We start from the raw sequence: 19,111 nt of genomic DNA on the forward strand, positions 1-19,111 counted from the left end.
GGAGCACCTGCTCCGGGGGCTTCTTCGTGCGCGGGGATCGTCGTCAGCGACGCCGGGCCGCACGGCTGAGGAGCAGCACGCCCGCCACGGCCCCCAGGAGCGCCCCCACGCCGTTCGCGACGACGTCGTCGATGGTCGCGGTGCGGGCCGGCAGGAACAGCGCCTGGCCGGTCTCGATGCACGCGCTGACGACGAGCCCCGTGGCGATGGCGGCCCACCACCACCGTGCACCGGCGAGCAGCACCACCAGCAGGCCGAGCGGCACGAAGTACACGACGTTCGCGAACGACTCGACCGCGGCGTAGTCGATGCGGTCCGGCAGCCCGTGACGGTGTGCGGCCGCGAGTGCACGGGTGAGCCACGGGCCGCCCGAAGCGTCGACGGGGGAGCCCCAGAAGCCGACGAGTGCCAGGGCGACGCCGTAGGCGACGGCCAACCCCGTCGCGAACCGACGGCTGCGCCAGGTGGCGGGTGCGCGGTCGTCGACGCGGGGCTTGTCGGAGGTCACATGCCGACGCTAGCGAGTCGCGCCTCCAGGCCGGTGACCGCACCGTTTCGTCCCCCGATCGCGTCGATCCGGAAAACGAGTACCCCGATCCTGGCCCTGTACCCCGGAAATGCGACGCACCTGCCCGGAAATCCGGGGCTGGCCGATGGGTTGCATTGACGGAACCCGTGAATCCACGGGCCTCGCTGGCGATCCCCGCGGCTGTTCTCGTAGCGTTCTGGTGTCAGCAGATGTACCCCGGATCGTGAAGGAGAGCGACATGAGCATCACCGTGAACAACGCGACGCAGGTCGAGGTCACCCTCGACACCGAAACCGTGGACACCATCGCGATCCTCGAAGCCGACGCAGAGTTCTCCTCGCGCCCGAAGCGCGCCAAGGTCACCTGGGTGCAGGAAGACCAGGGCGAGTGGATCGCCGGTTACGGCGGGTACTTCGGCGGCAGCGTCGACAAGCGGGACGACCGCTACGTGGCTTCCGACACCTTCGGACTCGTCGTGGGCGAGTTCGCCTCCCTCGAAGAGGCACAGACCAAGCTCGAGGACCAGCTGCACGTCATGCTCCCGCCGGTCATCCGGCCGGTCGAGTGACGACGGCGGACACCAAGACCCCCGGCGTCGACCGCGACGCCCGCACCACCGGAACCACCGGCACCACCCAGCACGCAGCACAGCACGAAGGAGCAGCACCATGAGCACGACCGTCGCCCACCGCCAGCAGGCCGAGGTGACCCTGGACACCCAGACGATCGAGGTGATCGCCGAGATCGAGGCCCAGGTCGTGGCTCCGGTGCAGGCAGCCCCCGTCCACATCACGTGGGCGCAGGCCGACACCGGCCTGTGGGTCGCGAACTACGGCGGCTACTACGGCGGCACCGTCGACCGTCAGGGCACCCACTTCTTCGTCGCCGACACCTTCGGCCAGTACGTCGGGGACTTCCGCTCCCTCGACGAAGCGAAGGCGCGACTGACCGAGCGCCTGCACGTGGTGCTGCCGGACGTCATCCGTCCCGCCGCTTGATCTGCTGCTGACCGATCGCTGATCCTCGAACCCCCGCCGGCATGCCGACGGGGGTTCTTCGCGTCTGCTTGCCAGCCCTGCCCTGCGCGCGCGGGGCGCGACCGTCTACGCGACGGGCTCGATGAGCTGCGGCCCGTCGTTCCGCACGCTGTTCACCGTGCGGGAGACCTCGTACTGCGCAAGGCCCGCGGCCACCGTCAGCGACTCGTGGTCGAGCAGGGCCAGCAGGTCGTCGGTGTGCAGGTCGCCGCCGAGCCAGTCGTCGTAGCCGTCGGGCGTCAGGAACGCCGGCATGCGGTCGTGGACCTCGCCCGGAGCGACGTGGGCGTCACGGGTGATGATCGCGAGCGACAGCCGCCACTTGTCCGGGTCGCCCTCGGGCTTCGTGGGGTCGGGCCAGGCGCTCACGACGCCGGCCATCGCCAGGGCGCCGCCGGGTTCGTGCACGAAGTGGGGTTCCTTGCCGTCCTCGCGCACCACCCACTCGTAGTACCCCTGCGCCGGCACGATGCAGCGGTTCGTGGCGAAGGCCCGCTTGAACATGCCGCTCGTCGCGACCGTCTCGATGCGGGCGTTGATCGGCTTCGGGCGCTGCTTCTGGAAGTCCTTCGCCCAGCTCGGCACGAAGCCCCAGCTGATCTGGGGCAGTTCGCGTTCGCCGTGGCGCTGGCGGACGGCGTACACGGGGTCGGTCGGGGCGACGTTCCAGCTCGGGGCGAGGCCGGGATGTACCTCGCCGGTGTCCTGGTCGACGTGCTCGGTCCGGGCGGCGAGCTCGCCCATGAGCTCGGGCAACAGATCGGCCGTGGTGTCGGAGACGACGAACCTTCCACACATGCGCCCAGTGTGCCCGTCGCCGCCGACAGTGGTGCGCGTCGGGGTGCGCCGTTCCTGCTCACGAAGTGGGGCGTGCGGGCGTCTCGGGTGCGGGCTCGAGGGACTCGGCGGCCACGCGGGCTCGTTCGGAGCGGCCGATGCGGACGAAGTACTCCGACAGCCCGACTGTGTACGCCGCGATCGCGAGCACGTGGAAACCGCTGGCGGCCCCGAGGACGAACGCCCCGAGGACGGCGACGAGACCCGAACCGAGCAACGGTGCGACGCGGGCGAGCATACCGATCAGCCCCCGCCGCAGCAGGACCGTGTCGGTGCGGACGATGTCGCGGTGCTCCGGCAGGACCGGCACCGGCCGACGCTGCACGTACAGCTGCGTGGCACCCCGCGCGGCGAGCTGCCACGAGGGCCGCACCTGCCGACCGTTGATCGTCGTCGAGGGGTCCGGCGGCTGCCACGTCGGGATGCACGCGAACGTCAGGAGCCCGACGCCGAGCGCCAGCAACACCATCGCGACCACGCTGCGGACCGGAGTGGTCCCCGTCCAGTCGACCCGGGCCTCCAGGATGGCCATGCCGACCAGCGCGACGACCGCTGCGACGCCGGACCACACGGCGGCGCGTCGGACGCGTGCCGGATCGAGCACGTCCGTGACGTGCCGACGGAAGACCTGCCAGCCGAGCGTGAACACGGCTCACTCCTCCGGCAGGGCGAGCTTGCTGCCGCTCCGCGCCCCGGGACGGCCGCGCGGTGGCAGGGGTGGAGGGACCGGCGGGAGCGCTTCGGCCTCGACGCGGAGCTGCTCCTGACGACCGAGGGTGCGCAGACCGCCGATGCCCGTGGTCGCGCCGGTGATGCCGAGGAAGAACCAGAACAGCGGCAAGCGGGACAAGCCGGTGCCGGCCGAGATCGCGGCGACGTCGACGATCACCACGGCGAGCAGGGTGGCCGCGCACCCGGTCAGGAGCAGGAGGCCGCCGAGCGCCGAGCGGACGAGCAGGTCGCGGGTCTCCGGAAGCCGGTCGAGGACGGCGTCGCGGTGCTTCGGGTCGACCGGGGGTGGGTTCCTGCGGTGGTACCGGGCAACGGCCTCCTGCGTGCGCCACCCGATGCCCGGGATCGGCGCGATCGCCCACCCCTTCGGCCCGGACGGCACGCAGGCGGCTGCGAGGCACCCGAAGCCCACGGACAGGAGCAGGCCGACGACGACCCTTCCGGCGAGTGGGAGCGGAGTGGCGTCGAACGCGTCCGTCGTCAGCGCGAGCACCACCAACCCGACGAACGCCACGACCACCGCGATGCTGCCGACGAGCCGGATGCGGCGGCGGCGCCGGGGGCCGACGAGTGCGGGGAGGCGCTCGCGGAACACCTGCCACCCGATCTTGAACACTCATCATGTCTACCCGGTGCTGGTGCGGGGTGTCTGCGCGCGCTTTGCGTTCAGTGAGCAGAAGACGTCGGGTGCTGGCGGGGACTCGACGTCTTCTGCTCACTCGATGCGCGGCGTCCCGAGCCCTCGCCCCGGCCGCGCCCGCACCCTCCCCACCCGGACACGCCCGAGCGCGCGCCGCCCGGAGCGACCGCGCCCGCGATGTGGTGCTGCCCCTCAGCGATCGTCCAGGCGAGCACGGTGACCTCGGACCATGAGTCTCGACATCGTCTACACCGCCGCTGCCCACGCCACCGGGGGCGGCCGCGACGGGCACGTCCGCAGCGAGGACGACCGGCTCGACCTCGACACCCGCCCGCCCAAGGAGATGGGCGGCAGCGGCGACGGTACGAACCCCGAGCAGCTCTTCGCCGCCGGGTACGCCGCGTGCTTCCTCGGTGCGCTGCACGCCGCCGGCAAGGAGCTCGAGCTCGACACCACCGGCGCCGAGGTCTCCGCCGAGGTCGGCATCGGCGGCATCGGCAACGGGGGCTTCGGCCTCGCCGTGGAGCTCGACGTCTACGCCCCGAACGCCCCGCAGGAGCAGCGGCAGCGTCTGGCCGAGCGCGCGCACGAGATCTGCCCGTACTCGAACGCCACCCGCGGCAACATCACGGTCACGCTGTCCATCGTCGACTAGCGTTCCGCCGGTGGTCCCCGACGAGACGCGCTGCCCCTGCCTGAGCGGCAACCCCTACGGCGAGTGCTGCGGCCCCCTGCACGCCGGGGCGGTGGCGCCGACCGCGGAACGGCTCATGCGCTCCCGCTTCAGCGCCTTCGCGCTGGGCCTGCCGGAGTACCTGCTGCTCACCTGGCACCCGCGCACGCGTCCGGCGGGCCTCGAGTTGGATGCGTCCCAGCGCTGGACACGGTTGGACGTGCTGGCGACCACCTCGGGAGGCCCGTTCGACTCCCACGGCACCGTCACGTTCCGCGCGTGGTGGCGTTCCGACGACGAGCGCGGCACGCTCGAGGAGACGAGCGACTTCGTCCGCGAGCAGGGACGATGGTTCTACGTGGACGGGGTCGTCGCCTGACGGCTCCGCACCACGCCAGCTGACAGGAGCCCACATGCCCGCACGCGACCTCACCCGCTTCGGCGAACGGACCACGGCCGCCGAGGTCGTCGACGGCCTCGACCTGACGGGGCGCACGGCGATCGTCACCGGTGCTGCGTCCGGCATCGGCGTGGAGACCGCCCGAGCGCTCGCCGGAGCCGGGGCCCGCGTGACGCTCGCGGTGCGGGACGTCGAGGCCGGCCGACGGGTGGCGGACGACATCGCGCGGACGACGGGGACGGACGCACCGGCCGTCGTCGAGCTGCACCTGGACCGGCCGGCCTCCGTCGAGGCCTGCGCTGCAGCGTGGTCCGGGCCGCTCGACGTGCTCGTCGCCAACGCGGGCATCATGGACGCGCCCGAGTCGTCCACGCCCGCCGGGTGGGAGTCGCACTTCGCGACCAACCACCTGGGGCACTTCGCCCTCGCGCTCGGGCTGCACGACGCCCTTGCCGCCTCGGGTTCGGCACGGATCGTCTCCGTGTCGTCGAGCGGACACGGTGGTTCGCCCGTCGTGTTCGACGACCTGTTCTTCCGCCGACGTCGCTACGAGCCCGGACTCGCGTACGGGCAGTCGAAGACCGCCAACGTGCTGTTCGCCGTCGCTGCCGGCCGCCGGTGGGCCGCCGACGGCATCACCGCCAACGCCCTGATGCCCGGCGGGATCTGGACCGGGCTGCAGAAGCACTGGGACCCGGCGGTCCTGGCCGCCACGAAGCTCGCCGCGGCCGACGCCGTGAAGTCCCCGGAACAGGGAGCCGCGACCTCGGTCCTGCTCGCCACCGCACCCGAACTCGACGGGGTCACGGGTCGCTACTTCGAGGACTGCCACGAAGCAGCGGTGGTGGAGCGGATCGAGGACGGCCTGCACGGCGTGCTGCCCTGGGCGCTCGATCCCGACCAGGCCGATCGGCTGTGGGACGTCTCCGTCGCGCTGCTCGATGCCGAGGCGCGGTCCCGCGGCTGACCGAGGGCTGCCCGGTTCGGCTAACCGCTGATGACGGCGGGCAGGTCGACCGCGGTGCGCATCGCCCGGCGGACCCCGGCCTCGTCGGGGAGCAGCTCGTCCTCGTCGCCGGTCAGGAAGAACCGGATCTGCCCGATCGCCTGCTCGGTGAGCATGTCGAGGCCGTTCAGGACCAGCCCCCCGGCCTCGGTCCAGCGGCTGGCGACCGCGGTCGGCCACGGTTCGTAGGCGACGTCGAACAGGACGGCGTCTGGTCCCGACGGCCGGACGTCCAACGCGTCGGCGGCGGCGCCCGGCAGCGTCGACAGGACGAACCCGTGGTGGGTGCCGGTGAGTTCGGCGAGCGGGTGGACCTCGAGCGTCACCCCGAGCCGGACGGCCAGGTCGACCAGCGGGTGCGTCTTCGCGGTGTCGCGGACGAACACCCGGACGAGCGAGGCACCGAGCCGCACGGCAGCGGTCAGGGCACTCGCCGCGGTGGCACCGCCGCCCAGGATCGTGGCCTCGCCGGGCAGGTGTCCGAGCGTCTCGACCGGTCGGACGAGGCCCTGCACGTCTGTGTTCGCGCCGGCTCGCACGATCGTGTTGCCCTCGTGGCGGAACGCGACCGTGTTGGCGACCCCGAGCTCATCGACGAGCGGGGTCGTGCGGTCGAGCAGCGGAAGCACCTCGCGCTTGAGCGGCATCGTGAGGCTCAGCCCACGCCATTCCGGACCCAGCCCCGCGACGAACGCGGCGAGCCCGCCGGACGCGACCTCGTGCCTCCCGTACGTGAAGGGCAGGTCGAGCGCATCGTAGGCCGCTGCGTGGAGCGTGGGCGAGAGCGAGTGCGCGATGGGGGAGCCGAGCACCGCGAGGTGCGTGCGGCCTGGTTCGGTGAACGCCACGGTCACCCAGCCTAGCCAGCCGTTTTCTTGAGCACCCCGTTAGGTTAGGCTACCCTTCGTGAACCGTTCCCCCTTGCGTCTCCGACGCGTGCTCGCCGCGGCCGGCGCCGTCGTCGCCGCGTCCCTCGTCCTCGCCGGCTGCGCGTCCGGCTCCGGCTCCTCGACGGACTCCGCGTCCTCGGGGTCGTCCGACGCCGCGTTCCCGGTCTCGATCACGACCGGCCTCGGCACCACCACCATCGAGTCGGCACCGAAGCGCGTCGTCGCACTCGGGTGGGGCGACGCCGAGACCGCCCTCGAACTCGGCGTGCAGCCGGTGGGCGCGAGCGACTGGCTCGCCTTCGGTGGCGACGGTGTCGGCCCGTGGCTCAAGGGTGCGTACGACAAGTCCCCGAAGATCATCCAGACGCTCGAGCCGAGCTACGAGGACATCCTCAAGCTCAACCCCGACCTGATCCTCGACGTGAAGTCCTCGGGCGACAAGGAGCGGTACGACAAGCTGTCCGCGATCGCGCCCACCCTGGCGATCCCGAAGGGCGGCGCGAACTACCTCGCCTCGACCGAGCAGCAGACGACCATGATCGCGAAGGCGCTCGGCAAGGAGTCCGAGGGCAAGAAGCTGCTCTCCGGCCTCGACGACGCCTACGCCGCGGCCCGCAAGGCGCACCCGGACTTCGCGGGCAAGACGGCCGTCGTCGGTGCCTACAGCTCCGAGGGCTTCGGGGCGTACGCCTCCACCGACAGCCGCTCGACCTTCATGCGGAACCTGGGCTTCGAGATCCCGAAGGCCATCGACCAGCAGGCCGGCAAGGAGTTCTCCGTGCACCTGTCCGACGAGAACCTCGACCTGCTCGACGCCGACCTGACGCTGATCCTGCCGATCTACGTGGACGCGTCCGAGGCTTCATCGAACAAGCTGTTCCAGAAGGTGCCGTCGGTCGAGGCCGGGCACGCGATCGTGTTCGACGACAAGGACGTGTCGTCGGCGTTCTCGATGGGCACCACGGCCGCGATCGAGTGGGCGCTCGACAAGCTGCCGGCGGAGTTCGAGAAGAAGCTCGGCTGACCCAGAGCGCTTCTCCACCGCGAAAGCGACAGGGTGCCGCCGATGTTCGGCGGCACCCTGTCGCTTTCGCAGTTCGGGGGGACGGACTAGGCGCCGACGGTGGACCCCAGCAGCGCGAAGAGCAGGGCGATCAGGGGGAGCGTGCCCTGCTTGAACGCGGAGTTGACGTACTTCCGGCCGGAGCCGATCAGGACGACCGCTGCCCCGAGCATGCTCGCGGTGGAGAACACCACGAGCGTCCAGCCGCTCACCGTGTTGCCCGCGAGCACGAGCACGACGCCGAGGATGGCCCCGATCGCCAGGAACAGGTTGTAGAAGCCCTGGTTGAAGGCGAGCGAGCGGGTCGCCACGGCTTCGGTCTCGGAAGCGATGCCGAAGATCCGGCGCGCTTGCGGACTGGTCCAGATGACCGATTCGAGGAAGAAGATGTACACGTGGATGAGGCCCGCGAGGACCGCACAGACACCCGAGATCACCAGCAGGACCGACATGTGCACATTCTCGCAGGCGCGGGCGGGGTTCCGCTGCACGTCCGCCAGTAGGCTCGGACCATGAACGACGAGGTCACCCCGCCCGAGGCCGAACCGAGCGCGGAAACCAGCGCCGTCGCCGAACTCCGCAGCATCCGGCAGAGCATCGACAACATCGACGCCGCCGTGATCCACATGCTCGCGGAACGCTTCAAGTACACGCAGCGCGTGGGACACCTGAAGGCCGACTCGGGCATGCCGGCTGCCGACCCGGACCGCGAACGGACCCAGGTCGCCCGGCTCCGGTCGCTCGCCACCGACTCCCACCTCGACCCCGCCTTCGCCGAGAAGTTCCTCAACTTCATCGTCGCCGAGGTCATCCACCACCACGAGCGCATCGCGGGCCGCGACGAATGAACGTCGAGCTGCCGTCGCTGCTGATCGGGTCGTACACGGCGACCGGCGGTGGGAACGCCACGGGCATCTCGCTGGTCGACGCCGGGCCGGCCGGAACCACTCCGGTGCCCCGGACCGTCGCGGTGCTCGACGACCCCTCGTTCCTTGCCGTCTCGGGTGACCGGGTCTACGCGGTCTCCGAGACGAACGACGGCGCCGTGTCGGCCTTCCGGCTGCAGGGCGGCGCGCTCGAGCACCTGTGGGACGCCCCCGCCGGTGGAGACGCCCCGTGCCACATCCGGGTCGACCCCTCGGGCGCGCTCGTCGTCACGAACTACGTCTCCGGCACCGTCACGGCGATCTCCCTGCTGGCAGCCGAGTCGCACGCGGCCTCGCTGACGGCGAGCGACGGTGTGGTGCTGCACGGTGACGCCGACCAGCGCTCGGTGCCGGCCGACGCGGTCGAGGTCGCCGTGCTGCCCGACGTCACCGGCCCCGACGAGGACCGCCAGGACGGCCCGCACGCGCACCAGTCGATCGCCACCCCGGACGGCACGGTCCTGGTCGCCGACCTGGGCGGCGACGCCCTGCACGAGTTCCGCATCACGGTGTCCGCCGACGGGGTCCCCGACATCGAGGCGGTCCGCGTGCACCACGTGGCACCCGGTGCCGGCCCGCGGCACATGACCTGGATCGACAGCGACCTGCTCGTCGCCGGTGAGCTCGACGGCCGCGTGTACCGGCTGCGTCGCGACGCTTCGGGGTCGCTCGTGACGATCGCCGCAGTGCCCGTGTTCGACGGTGCCGTGGGGGAGTCGCTGCTCAGCCACATCGAGGTCGACGACGCCGGCCGTGTCTACGTGACCGTGCGTGGGCGTGACCTGCTCGTGGTGCTCGACGCGCGTGACGGCGGGCTCTCCGTCGTCGGGTCCGTTCCCTGCGGTGGGGTCTGGCCGCGGCACTTCGCGCGGGTGCCCGGGTTCGTGCTGGTCGCGAACCAGATGTCCGACGCGGTGGCCGTGCTGCCGCTCGACGCCGACGGCATGCCCGGCGAAGCCGTCGCGCAGATCCCGGTCGCCACCCCGACCTGCATCGTCCCCGTCTGACGCCGGCGTGTTCGTGCGTGCGAGCCTGCGTGACGCCGGCGTGTTCGTGCGTGCGTGCCTGCGTGACGCCGGCGTGTTCGTGTGACGCCCTGAAGTAGTCGAGACGCCCCCGAATTCGGCGGCGTCTCGACGACACTGCGGCGTCGGAGCGACACGACGGCGTCTGGACAACGCCCCAACGCCGCAACGCCCAGCGGGACGAGACGAGACGCCGGCGTGTTCGGAGCCCCGCGGGCTAGAAGTCGATCAGGTTCTCGAAGGGGCGACCCTCGGCCAGCGCGGCGACCTGCTTGCGCATGAGCTCGATCGACCTCGGCACGCTCAGGTCGGTGTTGCCGCCGACGTGCGGCGTGAGCACGGTGTTCGGCGTCGTCCACAGCGGGTGTCCGTCGGGCAGGGGTTCCGGGTCGGTGACGTCGAGCGCCGCGAACAGCCGCTCCGACCGCAGCTCGGCGACCAGGGCATCGGTGTCGACGACCTTGCCGCGCGCCACGTTCACCACGAGGGCACCGTCCGGCAGCGCCGCGAGCAGCTCCGCGTCGACCAGCCGTTCGGTCTCGGCGGTGAGCGGGGCGATGAGCACGAGCACGTCCGTCGTCAGGGCCAGGTCGGGCAGCTCGCCGAACGCGTGCACGTGCCGGCCGTCCTGGTCGCGGGCGGTCCGGGCGACCACGGTCACCTCGGTGCGGAAGGCCTCGAACCGGGTGGCGATCGCGGACCCGATCGCCCCGTAGCCGACGACGGTCACCCGGCGGTCGGCGAGCGATCGGGTCTCGCGGGCGTCCCAGACGCCGTTCGCCCGGTCGACCTGGAACGCCGAGATCTCGCGGAGCGAGGTCAGCGCCAGGCCGACGGCGAGCTCGGCGGTCTCGTCGTCGTGGATGCCGCGACCGTTCGCCAGCTGCGCGTGCCCGGGCACGTGCGGGATCGCGTGCTCGTACCCGGCGCTCGGCAGCTGCAGCAGCTGGAGCTCTGGCAGGTCGTGCACGAACTGCCAGCGGTGCCGCCCCGCGAAGTAGAACGGCAGGAACGTGATCGCGACGTCGTCCGGGCGACCGTACGGCGACTCGACGTCCCAGACGTCCAGCTCGATGCCGTCCGGCACGGGGCCGAACCGGTCGACGAGCTCGGCGAACGGCAGGGTGACGATCGGCATCCGCGGACCGGGCCTAGGCGTCGGTGCGCGGCGAGAAGGCACCGTCGGAGTCGAGCGGCCCGCGGCCGACGTACCCCTCGGTGACGTCCTCGACGATCACGTCGCCGAAGCGGGCCGGCAGCGTCGCGGCGTGCGTGCCGCGCAGCTCGTCGACCGTGGCCTCGAACGCGCCCTGGACCTCGAGCGTGCTCGACGTCGCGTCGGTCACGCCGATGCGCAGCACCGGGAAGCCCCGGCCGGCGCACATGCCCTGGAACCGCACGTCGTCCTCACGCCGGACGGTCACGATGACGCGACCGGTCGACTCGGAGAACAGCGCCGTCGCGGTGTCGATGCCGTCACGGGTCTCGAGCTCGTCGAGGACCACGCGGGCACCGATGCCGAAGCGGAGCACGGACTCGGCGAGCGACTGGCCGAGGCCGCCGTCCGCCAGGTCGTGCGCGCTGGTGAGCAGCTGCTCACCGGACGCCGCGTACAGCAGCTCGGCGAGGGCCTTCTCGCGCTCGAGGTCGACCGCCGGCGGACGCCCGCCCAGGTGGCCGTGCACGGTACCGGCCCACGCGGAGCCGTCGAGCTCCAGGCTCGTGGTGCCGAGCAGGTAGATGTTGTGGCCGTCGTCCTGCCATCCCGACGGCACGCGCTTGGCGACGTCGTCGATGATGCCGAGCACGCCGACGACGGGCGTCGGGTGGATCGGGGTGGAGCCGGTCTGGTTGTAGAACGACACGTTGCCGCCGGTGACCGGGATGCCGAGCTCCATGCAGCCGTCGGCCAGGCCCTCGACCGCCTCGGAGAACTGCCACATGACCTCGGGGTTCTCGGGGGAGCCGAAGTTCAGGCAGTCGGTGACGGCAGCGGGGACGGCACCGGTGACGGCGACGTTCCGGTACGCCTCGGCGAGGGCCAGACGGGCACCCTGCTTCGGGTCGAGCTGGCAGTAGCGGCCGTTGGCGTCGGTGGCGATCGCGACGCCGAGCCCGGTTTCCTCGTCGACGCGGATCATGCCGCCGTCGTCGGGGAAGGACAGCGCGGTGTTGCCGAGCACGTAGGTGTCGTACTGGTTCGTGACCCAGTTCTTCGACGCCAGGTTCGGCGAACCGAGCAGCTGCAGGAACTGTGCCCTGAGCGCGGGGCCGTCGGCCGGACGGTCGAGCGAGGCGGCCGTGTCGGCCTGCAGCGCGTCGATCCAGGTCGGGTAGGCGACCGGGCGGTCGTAGACCGGGCCGTCGACGGCGACGGTGCGCGGGTCGACGTTCACGATCTCCTGGCCCTGCCAGTCGATGACCAGGCGGCCGGTGCCGGTGACCTCGCCGAGCACGCTGGTCTCGACCTCCCACTTGCCGACGACGCTCAGGAAGTCGTCGAGCTTGTCGGGGCGGACGACGGCCATCATGCGTTCCTGGCTCTCCGACATCAGGATCTCTTCGGCGGTGAGCGTGGGGTCGCGGAGCAGGACGTCGTCGAGCGAGATGTGCATGCCGCCGTCACCGTTGCTCGCGAGCTCCGAGGTGGCGCAGGAGATGCCCGCCGCACCGAGGTCCTGGATGCCCTCGACCAGGTCCTTCTGGAACAGCTCGAGGCAGCACTCGATCAGGACCTTCTCGGCGAAGGGGTCGCCGACCTGCACGGCCGGGCGCTTGGTCGGGCCGCCCTCGGTGAAGGTGTCGGACGCCAGGATCGACGCGCCGCCGATGCCGTCGCCGCCGGTGCGGGCCCCGAACAGGACGACCTTGTTGCCGGCACCGGAGGCGTTCGCCAGATGCAGGTCCTCGTGGCGCAGGACGCCGACGGCCAGGGCGTTGACCAGCGGGTTGCCCTGGTACACCGGGTCGAAGTAGGTCTCGCCGCCGATGTTCGGCAGGCCGAGGCAGTTGCCGTAGAACGAGATGCCGCCGACGACCCCGTGCACGACGCGTGCGGTGTCCTCGTGGTCGATCGCGCCGAAGCGGAGCTGGTCCATCACGGCGACGGGGCGGGCACCCATCGAGATGATGTCGCGGACGATGCCGCCGACGCCGGTGGCCGCACCCTGGTAGGGCTCGACGTAGGACGGGTGGTTGTGCGACTCGACCTTGAAGGTCACCGCCCAGCCGTTGCCGACGTCGACGACACCGGCGTTCTCGCCCATGCCGACCATCAGGTTCTTGGTCATCTCCGGCGTGACCTTCTTGCCGAACTGCCGCAGGTAGTTCTTCGAGGACTTGTAGGAGCAGTGCTCGCTCCACATCACCGAGTACATCGCCAGCTCGCCCGAGGTGGGGCGGCGGCCGAGGATCTCCTTGATGCGGGCGTACTCGTCCGGCTTCAGGCCCAGCGCGTCGTACGGCTGCTCCTTGTCGGGGGTTGCTGCCGCGTCCTGCACGGTGTCGGGCTTCGGGCGAACGTGTGTCGTCACGGTGTCGTTGTTCCCTGTCACTTGACGAGCGCGTGCTCGATCACGGAGGTGAAGAAGGTCAGGCCGTCGGTGCCCGAGGCCATCGCGGCGGGGGTGTCCGGGCCGAACCCGGCCTCGGTCGCGTGCTCGGGGTGCGGCATCAGGCCGACGACGTTGCCGCGCTCGTTCGAGACGCCGGCGATGTCGTCGATGGAGCCGTTCGGGTTCACGCCGAGGTAGCGGAACACGACCTGGCCGTTGTCCTCGATGCGCTTGATGGTGTCGGCGTCCGCGACGAAGCGGCCGTCGGCGTTCTTCAGCGGGATGGTGATCTCCTGCTGGGCGCTGAAACCGGAGGTCCAGGCGGTCGCGGTGGTCTCGACGCGGAGCTTCTGGTCGCGACGGATGAACTGCTGGTGTGCGTTGCGGGTGTGTGCCCCGGGGACCAGACGGGCCTCGGCCAGCATCTGGAACCCGTTGCAGATGCCGAGCACGGGCATGCCCTTGCCGGCGGCGTCGATGACCTCGGCCATGATCGGGGCCTTCGCGGCGATCGCGCCGGCACGCAGGTAGTCGCCGTACGAGAACCCGCCGGGCAGCACGATCGCGTCGACACCCTGCAGGTCGTGGTCGCCGTGCCACAGGGCGACGGGGTCGGCGCCGGCGAGACGGACGGCGCGCTGGGCGTCGCGGTCGTCGAGCGAGCCCGGGAACGTGATGACGCCGATGCGCATCCGGGTCACTGGCCTTCCACGGTCACGGACACGACGTCCTCGATGACCGCGTTGGAGAAGACGTCGGCTGCGATGTCGCGGACCTCGGCGAGCTTGGCGTCGTCGACGGGGCCGTCGACGGTCACCTCGAAGCGCTTGCCGATGCGGACGTTGGTCAGGTCGGCCTTGCCGAGGCGGGCCAGGGCGTTGCCCACGGCCTTCCCCTGGGGGTCGAGGATCTCGGCCTTGGGCATGACCTCGACGACGATCGTTGGCACGTGTTCTCTCCAGCACTTCAGGGGTGGGGGGACGCGACCAGTCTACGGGGCGCACGCGACACGCCGGGACGGCCCCGGGCCTCCAGGCGGGCACTTCCTGTGCGGTTGCTCACGTCTGTTCCAACGCGTATATTCCAAGTCGAATAGTCAACAACGAACAAGCGGACTGGAGGCACGTGTGCCGTCGCTCACGCCACTCGCGTTCGCCGCGCTCGGGCTCCTGGCCGAGGGGCCGACGCATCCCTACGAGATGTTCCAGACGATGACGCACCGCCGGGACGGCCGGAACGTCAAGGTCCGGCCCGGAACCCTGTACCACCAGGTCGGCCGACTGGTGGAGCTCGGCCTCGCCGAGATCGTGGGGACCGACCGGGCGGGCAACCGTCCGGAACGCACCACCTACGCCATCACGGACGACGGGTGGACGGCCCTGCACGACGGGCTCGTCCGGCTGATCGCCGAACCGGCCGAGGAGTACCCCGTCTTCCACCTGGCCGTCGCCGAGATCGAGAACCTGTCGGTCGACGAGGCCGAGTCCGCGCTGCGGGCGCGGGTCACGGCACTCCGGGCCCAGCGCGACGAGGCGGACGAGATCCTCGGGATCGTCCGGGCGAAGGACCTGCCCGAGCGGTACTGGCTCGACGTGTCGTACGTGCGTGCGATGCTCACGACGCAGATCGAGTGGCTCGCCGCCACGGCCGACCGGATCGCCGCCGGCCACATCTCCTGGGACGCCCACGCCGCGTCCGCAGACACCACCACGAACAGCAAGGAAACCACTCGATGACCACCGTCACGCCTCCGCGGACGACCGAGAAGAAGCCGTGGCCTGCCCTGTGGGCACTCGTCGTCGGGTTCTTCATGATCCTCGTCGACTCGACCATCGTGTCGGTCGCCACCCCCACCATCGCCCAGGAGCTCGACGCGGACATCAACTCCGTGATCTGGGTGACGAGCGCCTACCTGCTCGCCTACGCCGTGCCGCTGCTCATCACCGGCCGGCTCGGTGACCGCTTCGGCCCGAAGGTCATGTACCAGATCGGCCTCGTGGTCTTCACGCTCGCCAGCCTGTGGTGCGGTCTGGCCGGCTCGATCGAGGTGCTGATCGTCGCCCGCGTCGTGCAGGGCCTCGGCGCCGCGATGATGAGCCCGCAGACCATGTCGGTCATCACCCGCATCTTCCCGCCGCAGAACCGCGGCGCGGCGATGGGCCTCTGGGGCGCCGTCGCCGGTGTCGCCTCGCTCGTCGGCCCGATCGTGGGCGGCCTGCTCGTCGACGGCTTCGGCTGGGAGTGGATCTTCTTCGTGAACGTCCCCGTCGGTGTCGTCGCGTTCGTGCTCGCGCAGCGCTTCGTGCCGTCGTTCGAGCGGCACGGGCACCGGTTCGACTACCTCGGCATCTTCCTGTCCGCAGCGGGCCTGTTCCTGCTCGTGTTCGGCATCCAGGAAGGCGAGACCTACGACTGGGGTGTCATCGCCGGTCCGATCTCGGTGTGGTCGCTCATCATCGTCGGTCTCGTGGTGCTCGCCGGCTTCGTGGTCTGGCAGGGCGTGCAGAAGGGCGAGCCGCTGCTGCCGCTCGGTCTGTTCAAGGACCGCAACTTCACGCTGGCCAACGTCGCCATCACGGCCGTCGGTGTCGCGATCGCCTCGTTCGCGCTGCCGATCATGCTGTGGGCGCAGGACGTCCTGCGCTTCTCGCCGACCCAGGCCGCACTGCTCCTCGTGCCGCAGGCCGTGCTGTCCGCCGCGCTCGCGCCGGTCGTCGGCAAGAACCTCAACCGCTGGAACCCGCGCTGGGTCGCCGCGTTCGGGCTCGCCTGCTTCTCGGTCGGCCTGTTCTGGTTCGGTGCCCTGCTGACGAGCGGCGCCGAGTGGGGCTGGGTGCTCCTGCCGAGCGCGCTCCTCGGGCTCGCCAACGCCTGCATGTGGGGGCCGCTGTCCGTCTCGGCGACGCGCAACCTGCCGCCGAAGCTGGCCGGTGCCGGCTCGGGCGTCTACAACACCACGCGGCAGATCGGTGCGGTGCTCGGTTCCGCCGGCATCGCCGCCCTGATGGAGGCCCGGATCACCGCGAACTTCCCGGCGTCGTCCGGTGGGGCCACGGCCGGTGGCGCGGAGCAGCAGGTCGGCGCTCTGCCGGGCTTCCTGCTCGAGCCGTTCTCCACGGCCATGGGTGAGTCGCTCTACCTGCCGGCGATCGTGCTCGTCGTGGCCATCGTCGCGGCGCTGTTCCTGGCGAAGCCGAAGCAGACCGTCGCCTGGCAGCAGACCGGTTCGGTCACCACGCAGCCCGACGCCGAGCCCGCGGGAGCCCCGGCGAAGTAGAGCACGAGCGCTTCGGCGCCCAACGAGTGAGCAGAAGAAGTCGAGTCACCTCCGGGTACTCGACTTCTTCTGCTCACTCGCGTCGGGGACGCACCCCCGCCCGTCAGCTGCGGCGCTGCAGGTGCGCCCGGGTGAGCTCGTCCATCTGTTCGTCGGTCAGAGCATCGACGTCCCGGGCCTCGCGGCGGTCGGTCCGCTGCCACCGGATGAACAGCGCGACGAGCACGGGGATGTCCGCCACCTCGGCGATGAACCACAGCAGGTCGCCCGCCAGGTGCTGGTCCTGCAGCGGCGACGGGTACCAGGCCCGCCCGACCACGGGCACGAGGGACCCGTCGAGCACGTGGTTCGTGATCCGCAGCACGATTCCCGGCACCGCGTCGACGACGAGCTCGACGAACGCCAGCAGGAACTCGGCCGTGGCGAACGTCGACGAGACGAGCACACCGACCTCGGACAGCGGGGCGAGCAGGCCGAACCCGAGCGCCGGCACGGTCACGGTGATGACGGCGGCCCAGACGGGGGACTCCCGGATCACGCTCGAGAACGGGGTGAGCAGGACGGCGAACAGCGCCAGCGCGACCAGCGGGGCGACGATCGCGTTGCCGAGCAGACGCACCGGACGTGACACCATGACGGCGTCGGCGGCCTGCGCCAGGCGAGCCGGGCCTCCGATCCGGAGCAGTGCGACGGGCGCACCGAGCGCGGCGAAGGTGGGGACCGCGAAGAACAGCAGGGCGGCGCGCAGGACGAACGCCCAGCGCAACCGCTCGTCGTCGACGCCGACGATGCCGAACTGCAGGACGCCGAACAGCACGAGCGCCGTGACGAAGGCGAGCGTGCGCCACCACGGCCACCGGGCACCTCGTCGGACCGCTCCGACGACCCAGCGGCCGTAGGCGAGCGCGGCGACGACGAGGAGCACCGCCGCCAGGGGGTCGAACCGCCAGGTGCTCCAGAACTCGGGTGTCGACGGCGTGGGGAGCCTCCTGGGGATCAGGCGGACTCGTCCGTCGTTCCGCCGGAGCCATCCTCCGTCCGCCCGGGGCGCGCCGGGGGTCCGGCGTGCCCCCGAGACGGTGAGAACCGGTTCAGATCCGGGCGACTCCGCGTGCCGGGACGGTCCGCGACAGCAGCCAGACGCCCACCGGAACGGCCACGGCTCCGACGAGCGCGACACCGAACGACAGGTGCAGCTGCATCACGAGGAACGCCGGGCCGATGGTGCAGAGGGCCGCGACGGCGACGACCGGCCAGGCCGGACGGTCCGCCGACGGCAGCAGGCGGGGGAGCGGCCGGTCGAACCAGCGCAGGGCACGTGCCACCCCGAGGGCGACGGCGAGCACCACGACCAGCGCGACGATCCGGGACGCCCACCACGGGCCGGAGCCCGGCGCCGGGAACGGCACCCCGACGAGCAGGGCGATGCCGTTCAGCGCGATGAACAGCGGCAGGTGCCACAGGTAGATCGTCATGCCGTCGCGGCCGAGCACGAACACGGCCCCGAGCGCGGCACGGGTGCGCATCAGCCGGGTGAGCGGCGCGTGCACGAGCTGGACCAGGCACGCCTGCGCGATCGCCAGGAACGCCAGCGGCAGCATCGGCGGGTTCAGGTCCTGCAGCATGTCCGGCGCCCACAGCCCGACCGAGGTCATCGGCACGAGCACGGCGTAGGCGGCGACCGCGATGGCCAGCAGGAGCACCTTCGACCGGCGCGCGAACCACCCGTCGGCCCAGAGGAACCCGAGCTGCTGCGCGAAGAGCCACACCGGTCCCAGGTTGAGCAGCCCGACCTCGGCGACCCCGGTGGCCAGGCGGACGGCGTCGACCACCGCGGCGAGCACGAGCAGCACGGCGAGGGTGGCCCAGGGTGCTCGCTCGTGCAGGCGCATCATCACGGGGACGCAGCACTGGGTGATGCCGTAGGCGGCCAGGAACCAGAGCGGCGACCCGATGCCGAACGCGACCTCGGCCAGCAGCTCCGGCGGCGTGCCCGCGGCCGTCGCGACCCCGAGCCCGAGCGCGAGGAACACGAAGAGCGGCACCGCGGGCCGGAACAGCCGCACCAGGCGGGTGGCCAGGTAGTCGCGGGCGGGGCTCGGCGCACCACGGGCGACGGTGCTGCGCCAGCCGACGGCGCTCGCGAACCCGCCGACCACGAAGAACAGCGGCATCACCTGCCCGACCCAGGTGGCGGCGACGTACCAGGGGAGTTCCTGCAGCGGGCTCGTCACCCGCACCCCCTGGGCATCGGCGGCGACGCCGACCATCGTGACGTGCACGATGACGACGAGGACGACGCAGGCCGTCCGGATGAGGTCGACGACCAGGTCCCGCTTCGCGATGATCCCCCGGACGTCCGCACTGCTGTTCGCCTGTTCAGGCAGACCTTGGCTCGTGGACATGTCCGGACGTTAGCGTGCGGAACGGTCGGTCCAGTGTCGTTCCAGCTGATCGCGACCGGATCGTGACACTTCGTATTCCGGTAGCGGCATGCGTCACCTCGCTGGCCAGCAGCAACA

Annotated in this window: 22 protein-coding genes; 10 read left to right on the forward strand and 12 right to left on the reverse strand. The window is 71.3% G+C overall.

Going from position 1 to position 19,111, the window contains the following annotated elements; genetic code table 11:
* Nucleotides 1-43 precede the first annotated feature (43 nt).
* Nucleotides 44-508, reverse strand: coding sequence for a VanZ family protein (locus tag MXD64_RS02970; RefSeq protein WP_017886289.1), 465 nt, complete (start codon nucleotides 506-508; stop codon nucleotides 44-46).
* Nucleotides 509-767: 259 nt separating this feature from the next.
* Here MXD64_RS02970 and MXD64_RS02975 point away from each other — a divergent pair, with 259 nt between their 5' ends.
* Both MXD64_RS02975 and MXD64_RS02980 read left to right on the forward strand, forming a co-directional pair.
* Nucleotides 768-1,097 (forward strand): hypothetical protein, encoded by a 330-nt coding sequence (locus MXD64_RS02975; RefSeq protein ID WP_214532712.1) that lies wholly within the window; start codon nucleotides 768-770, stop codon nucleotides 1,095-1,097.
* A 100-nt stretch (nucleotides 1,098-1,197) separates the two neighbouring features.
* On the forward strand, nucleotides 1,198-1,527 hold the full coding sequence (locus MXD64_RS02980) for a hypothetical protein (RefSeq protein WP_231564075.1): 330 nt from the start codon (nucleotides 1,198-1,200) through the stop codon (nucleotides 1,525-1,527).
* Between the two features lie 105 nt (nucleotides 1,528-1,632).
* On the opposite strand, the gene MXD64_RS02985 is transcribed toward MXD64_RS02980, so the two are convergent.
* From MXD64_RS02985 to MXD64_RS02995, 3 genes are read right to left on the reverse strand one after another with little or no spacing between them, the layout of a single operon-like run.
* Nucleotides 1,633-2,364 carry an SOS response-associated peptidase gene (locus tag MXD64_RS02985; protein ID WP_040419122.1) on the reverse strand — a complete coding sequence of 244 codons (732 nt, stop codon included), beginning with the start codon at nucleotides 2,362-2,364 and terminating at the stop codon, nucleotides 1,633-1,635.
* Between the two features lie 58 nt (nucleotides 2,365-2,422).
* A complete protein-coding gene (locus MXD64_RS02990) occupies nucleotides 2,423-3,052 on the reverse strand; it encodes a hypothetical protein (RefSeq protein ID WP_263137116.1) in 630 nt (209 codons plus the stop codon).
* Nucleotides 3,053-3,055: 3 nt separating this feature from the next.
* Nucleotides 3,056-3,751: a hypothetical protein gene (locus tag MXD64_RS02995; RefSeq protein ID WP_140448313.1), complete on the reverse strand. Its 696-nt coding sequence runs from the start codon at nucleotides 3,749-3,751 to the stop codon at nucleotides 3,056-3,058.
* 253 nt (nucleotides 3,752-4,004) lie between these two features.
* Between MXD64_RS02995 and MXD64_RS03000 the strand changes: the two genes are divergently transcribed.
* The 3 genes from MXD64_RS03000 to MXD64_RS03010 are packed head-to-tail and all read left to right on the forward strand — an operon-like array spanning nucleotide 4,005 to nucleotide 5,815.
* Complete coding sequence (locus MXD64_RS03000) at nucleotides 4,005-4,430, forward strand: organic hydroperoxide resistance protein (protein WP_259575667.1); 426 nt, start codon at nucleotides 4,005-4,007, stop codon at nucleotides 4,428-4,430.
* 10 nt (nucleotides 4,431-4,440) lie between these two features.
* Nucleotides 4,441-4,827 (forward strand): YchJ family protein, encoded by a 387-nt coding sequence (locus tag MXD64_RS03005; RefSeq protein WP_214519765.1) that lies wholly within the window; start codon nucleotides 4,441-4,443, stop codon nucleotides 4,825-4,827.
* Nucleotides 4,828-4,861: 34 nt separating this feature from the next.
* Complete coding sequence (locus tag MXD64_RS03010; RefSeq protein WP_056069407.1) at nucleotides 4,862-5,815, forward strand: SDR family NAD(P)-dependent oxidoreductase; 954 nt, start codon at nucleotides 4,862-4,864, stop codon at nucleotides 5,813-5,815.
* Between the two features lie 20 nt (nucleotides 5,816-5,835).
* Here MXD64_RS03010 and MXD64_RS03015 read toward each other — a convergent pair whose 3' ends face one another.
* Nucleotides 5,836-6,702 (reverse strand): shikimate dehydrogenase family protein, encoded by an 867-nt coding sequence (locus MXD64_RS03015; protein WP_259551732.1) that lies wholly within the window; start codon nucleotides 6,700-6,702, stop codon nucleotides 5,836-5,838.
* A gap of 58 nt (nucleotides 6,703-6,760) precedes the next feature.
* Here MXD64_RS03015 and MXD64_RS03020 point away from each other — a divergent pair, with 58 nt between their 5' ends.
* Nucleotides 6,761-7,768: an iron-siderophore ABC transporter substrate-binding protein gene (locus tag MXD64_RS03020; protein WP_031259322.1), complete on the forward strand. Its 1,008-nt coding sequence runs from the start codon at nucleotides 6,761-6,763 to the stop codon at nucleotides 7,766-7,768.
* Nucleotides 7,769-7,854: 86 nt separating this feature from the next.
* Here the strand turns inward: MXD64_RS03020 and MXD64_RS03025 are convergent, their stop codons facing one another.
* The gene (locus MXD64_RS03025; RefSeq protein WP_017886278.1) at nucleotides 7,855-8,259 is read right to left on the reverse strand and encodes a DUF1304 domain-containing protein; all 405 of its coding nucleotides are present in this window, start codon (nucleotides 8,257-8,259) and stop codon (nucleotides 7,855-7,857) included.
* 60 nt (nucleotides 8,260-8,319) lie between these two features.
* Between MXD64_RS03025 and MXD64_RS03030 the strand changes: the two genes are divergently transcribed.
* A complete protein-coding gene (locus tag MXD64_RS03030; protein WP_017886277.1) occupies nucleotides 8,320-8,655 on the forward strand; it encodes a chorismate mutase in 336 nt (111 codons plus the stop codon).
* The gene (locus tag MXD64_RS03035) at nucleotides 8,652-9,740 is read left to right on the forward strand and encodes a lactonase family protein (protein ID WP_262160523.1); all 1,089 of its coding nucleotides are present in this window, start codon (nucleotides 8,652-8,654) and stop codon (nucleotides 9,738-9,740) included. The genes MXD64_RS03030 and MXD64_RS03035 overlap by 4 nt, the downstream gene beginning before the upstream one ends.
* A 235-nt stretch (nucleotides 9,741-9,975) precedes the next feature.
* Here the strand turns inward: MXD64_RS03035 and MXD64_RS03040 are convergent, their stop codons facing one another.
* From MXD64_RS03040 to purS, 4 genes are read right to left on the reverse strand one after another with little or no spacing between them, the layout of a single operon-like run.
* Entirely contained in the window at nucleotides 9,976-10,896 is a 921-nt protein-coding gene (locus tag MXD64_RS03040; RefSeq protein WP_056069397.1) for a 2-hydroxyacid dehydrogenase, read from the reverse strand.
* A 13-nt stretch (nucleotides 10,897-10,909) separates the two neighbouring features.
* A complete protein-coding gene (gene purL / locus MXD64_RS03045; RefSeq protein ID WP_236559540.1) occupies nucleotides 10,910-13,291 on the reverse strand; it encodes a phosphoribosylformylglycinamidine synthase subunit PurL in 2,382 nt (793 codons plus the stop codon).
* A gap of 17 nt (nucleotides 13,292-13,308) precedes the next feature.
* Complete coding sequence (gene purQ / locus MXD64_RS03050; protein ID WP_031259320.1) at nucleotides 13,309-14,004, reverse strand: phosphoribosylformylglycinamidine synthase subunit PurQ; 696 nt, start codon at nucleotides 14,002-14,004, stop codon at nucleotides 13,309-13,311.
* 5 nt (nucleotides 14,005-14,009) lie between these two features.
* Nucleotides 14,010-14,261, reverse strand: coding sequence for a phosphoribosylformylglycinamidine synthase subunit PurS (purS, locus tag MXD64_RS03055; RefSeq protein ID WP_017886272.1), 252 nt, complete (start codon nucleotides 14,259-14,261; stop codon nucleotides 14,010-14,012).
* 178 nt (nucleotides 14,262-14,439) lie between these two features.
* Here purS and MXD64_RS03060 point away from each other — a divergent pair, with 178 nt between their 5' ends.
* Together MXD64_RS03060 and MXD64_RS03065 are read left to right on the forward strand one after the other, a co-directional pair.
* Complete coding sequence (locus MXD64_RS03060) at nucleotides 14,440-15,048, forward strand: PadR family transcriptional regulator (RefSeq protein WP_017886271.1); 609 nt, start codon at nucleotides 14,440-14,442, stop codon at nucleotides 15,046-15,048.
* The gene (locus MXD64_RS03065; protein WP_159557324.1) at nucleotides 15,045-16,589 is read left to right on the forward strand and encodes a DHA2 family efflux MFS transporter permease subunit; all 1,545 of its coding nucleotides are present in this window, start codon (nucleotides 15,045-15,047) and stop codon (nucleotides 16,587-16,589) included. The genes MXD64_RS03060 and MXD64_RS03065 overlap by 4 nt, the downstream gene beginning before the upstream one ends.
* Before the next feature lie 103 nt (nucleotides 16,590-16,692).
* Here the strand turns inward: MXD64_RS03065 and MXD64_RS03070 are convergent, their stop codons facing one another.
* Complete coding sequence (locus MXD64_RS03070) at nucleotides 16,693-17,514, reverse strand: cytochrome c oxidase assembly protein (RefSeq protein WP_263137117.1); 822 nt, start codon at nucleotides 17,512-17,514, stop codon at nucleotides 16,693-16,695.
* Nucleotides 17,515-17,680: 166 nt separating this feature from the next.
* Nucleotides 17,681-18,994, reverse strand: coding sequence for an acyltransferase family protein (locus MXD64_RS03075; protein ID WP_017886268.1), 1,314 nt, complete (start codon nucleotides 18,992-18,994; stop codon nucleotides 17,681-17,683).
* Nucleotides 18,995-19,111 lie beyond the last annotated feature (117 nt).

The organism is Curtobacterium sp. Arg-1 (genome assembly GCF_025643395.1).
Lineage (GTDB): Bacteria > Actinomycetota > Actinomycetes > Actinomycetales > Microbacteriaceae > Curtobacterium > Curtobacterium poinsettiae.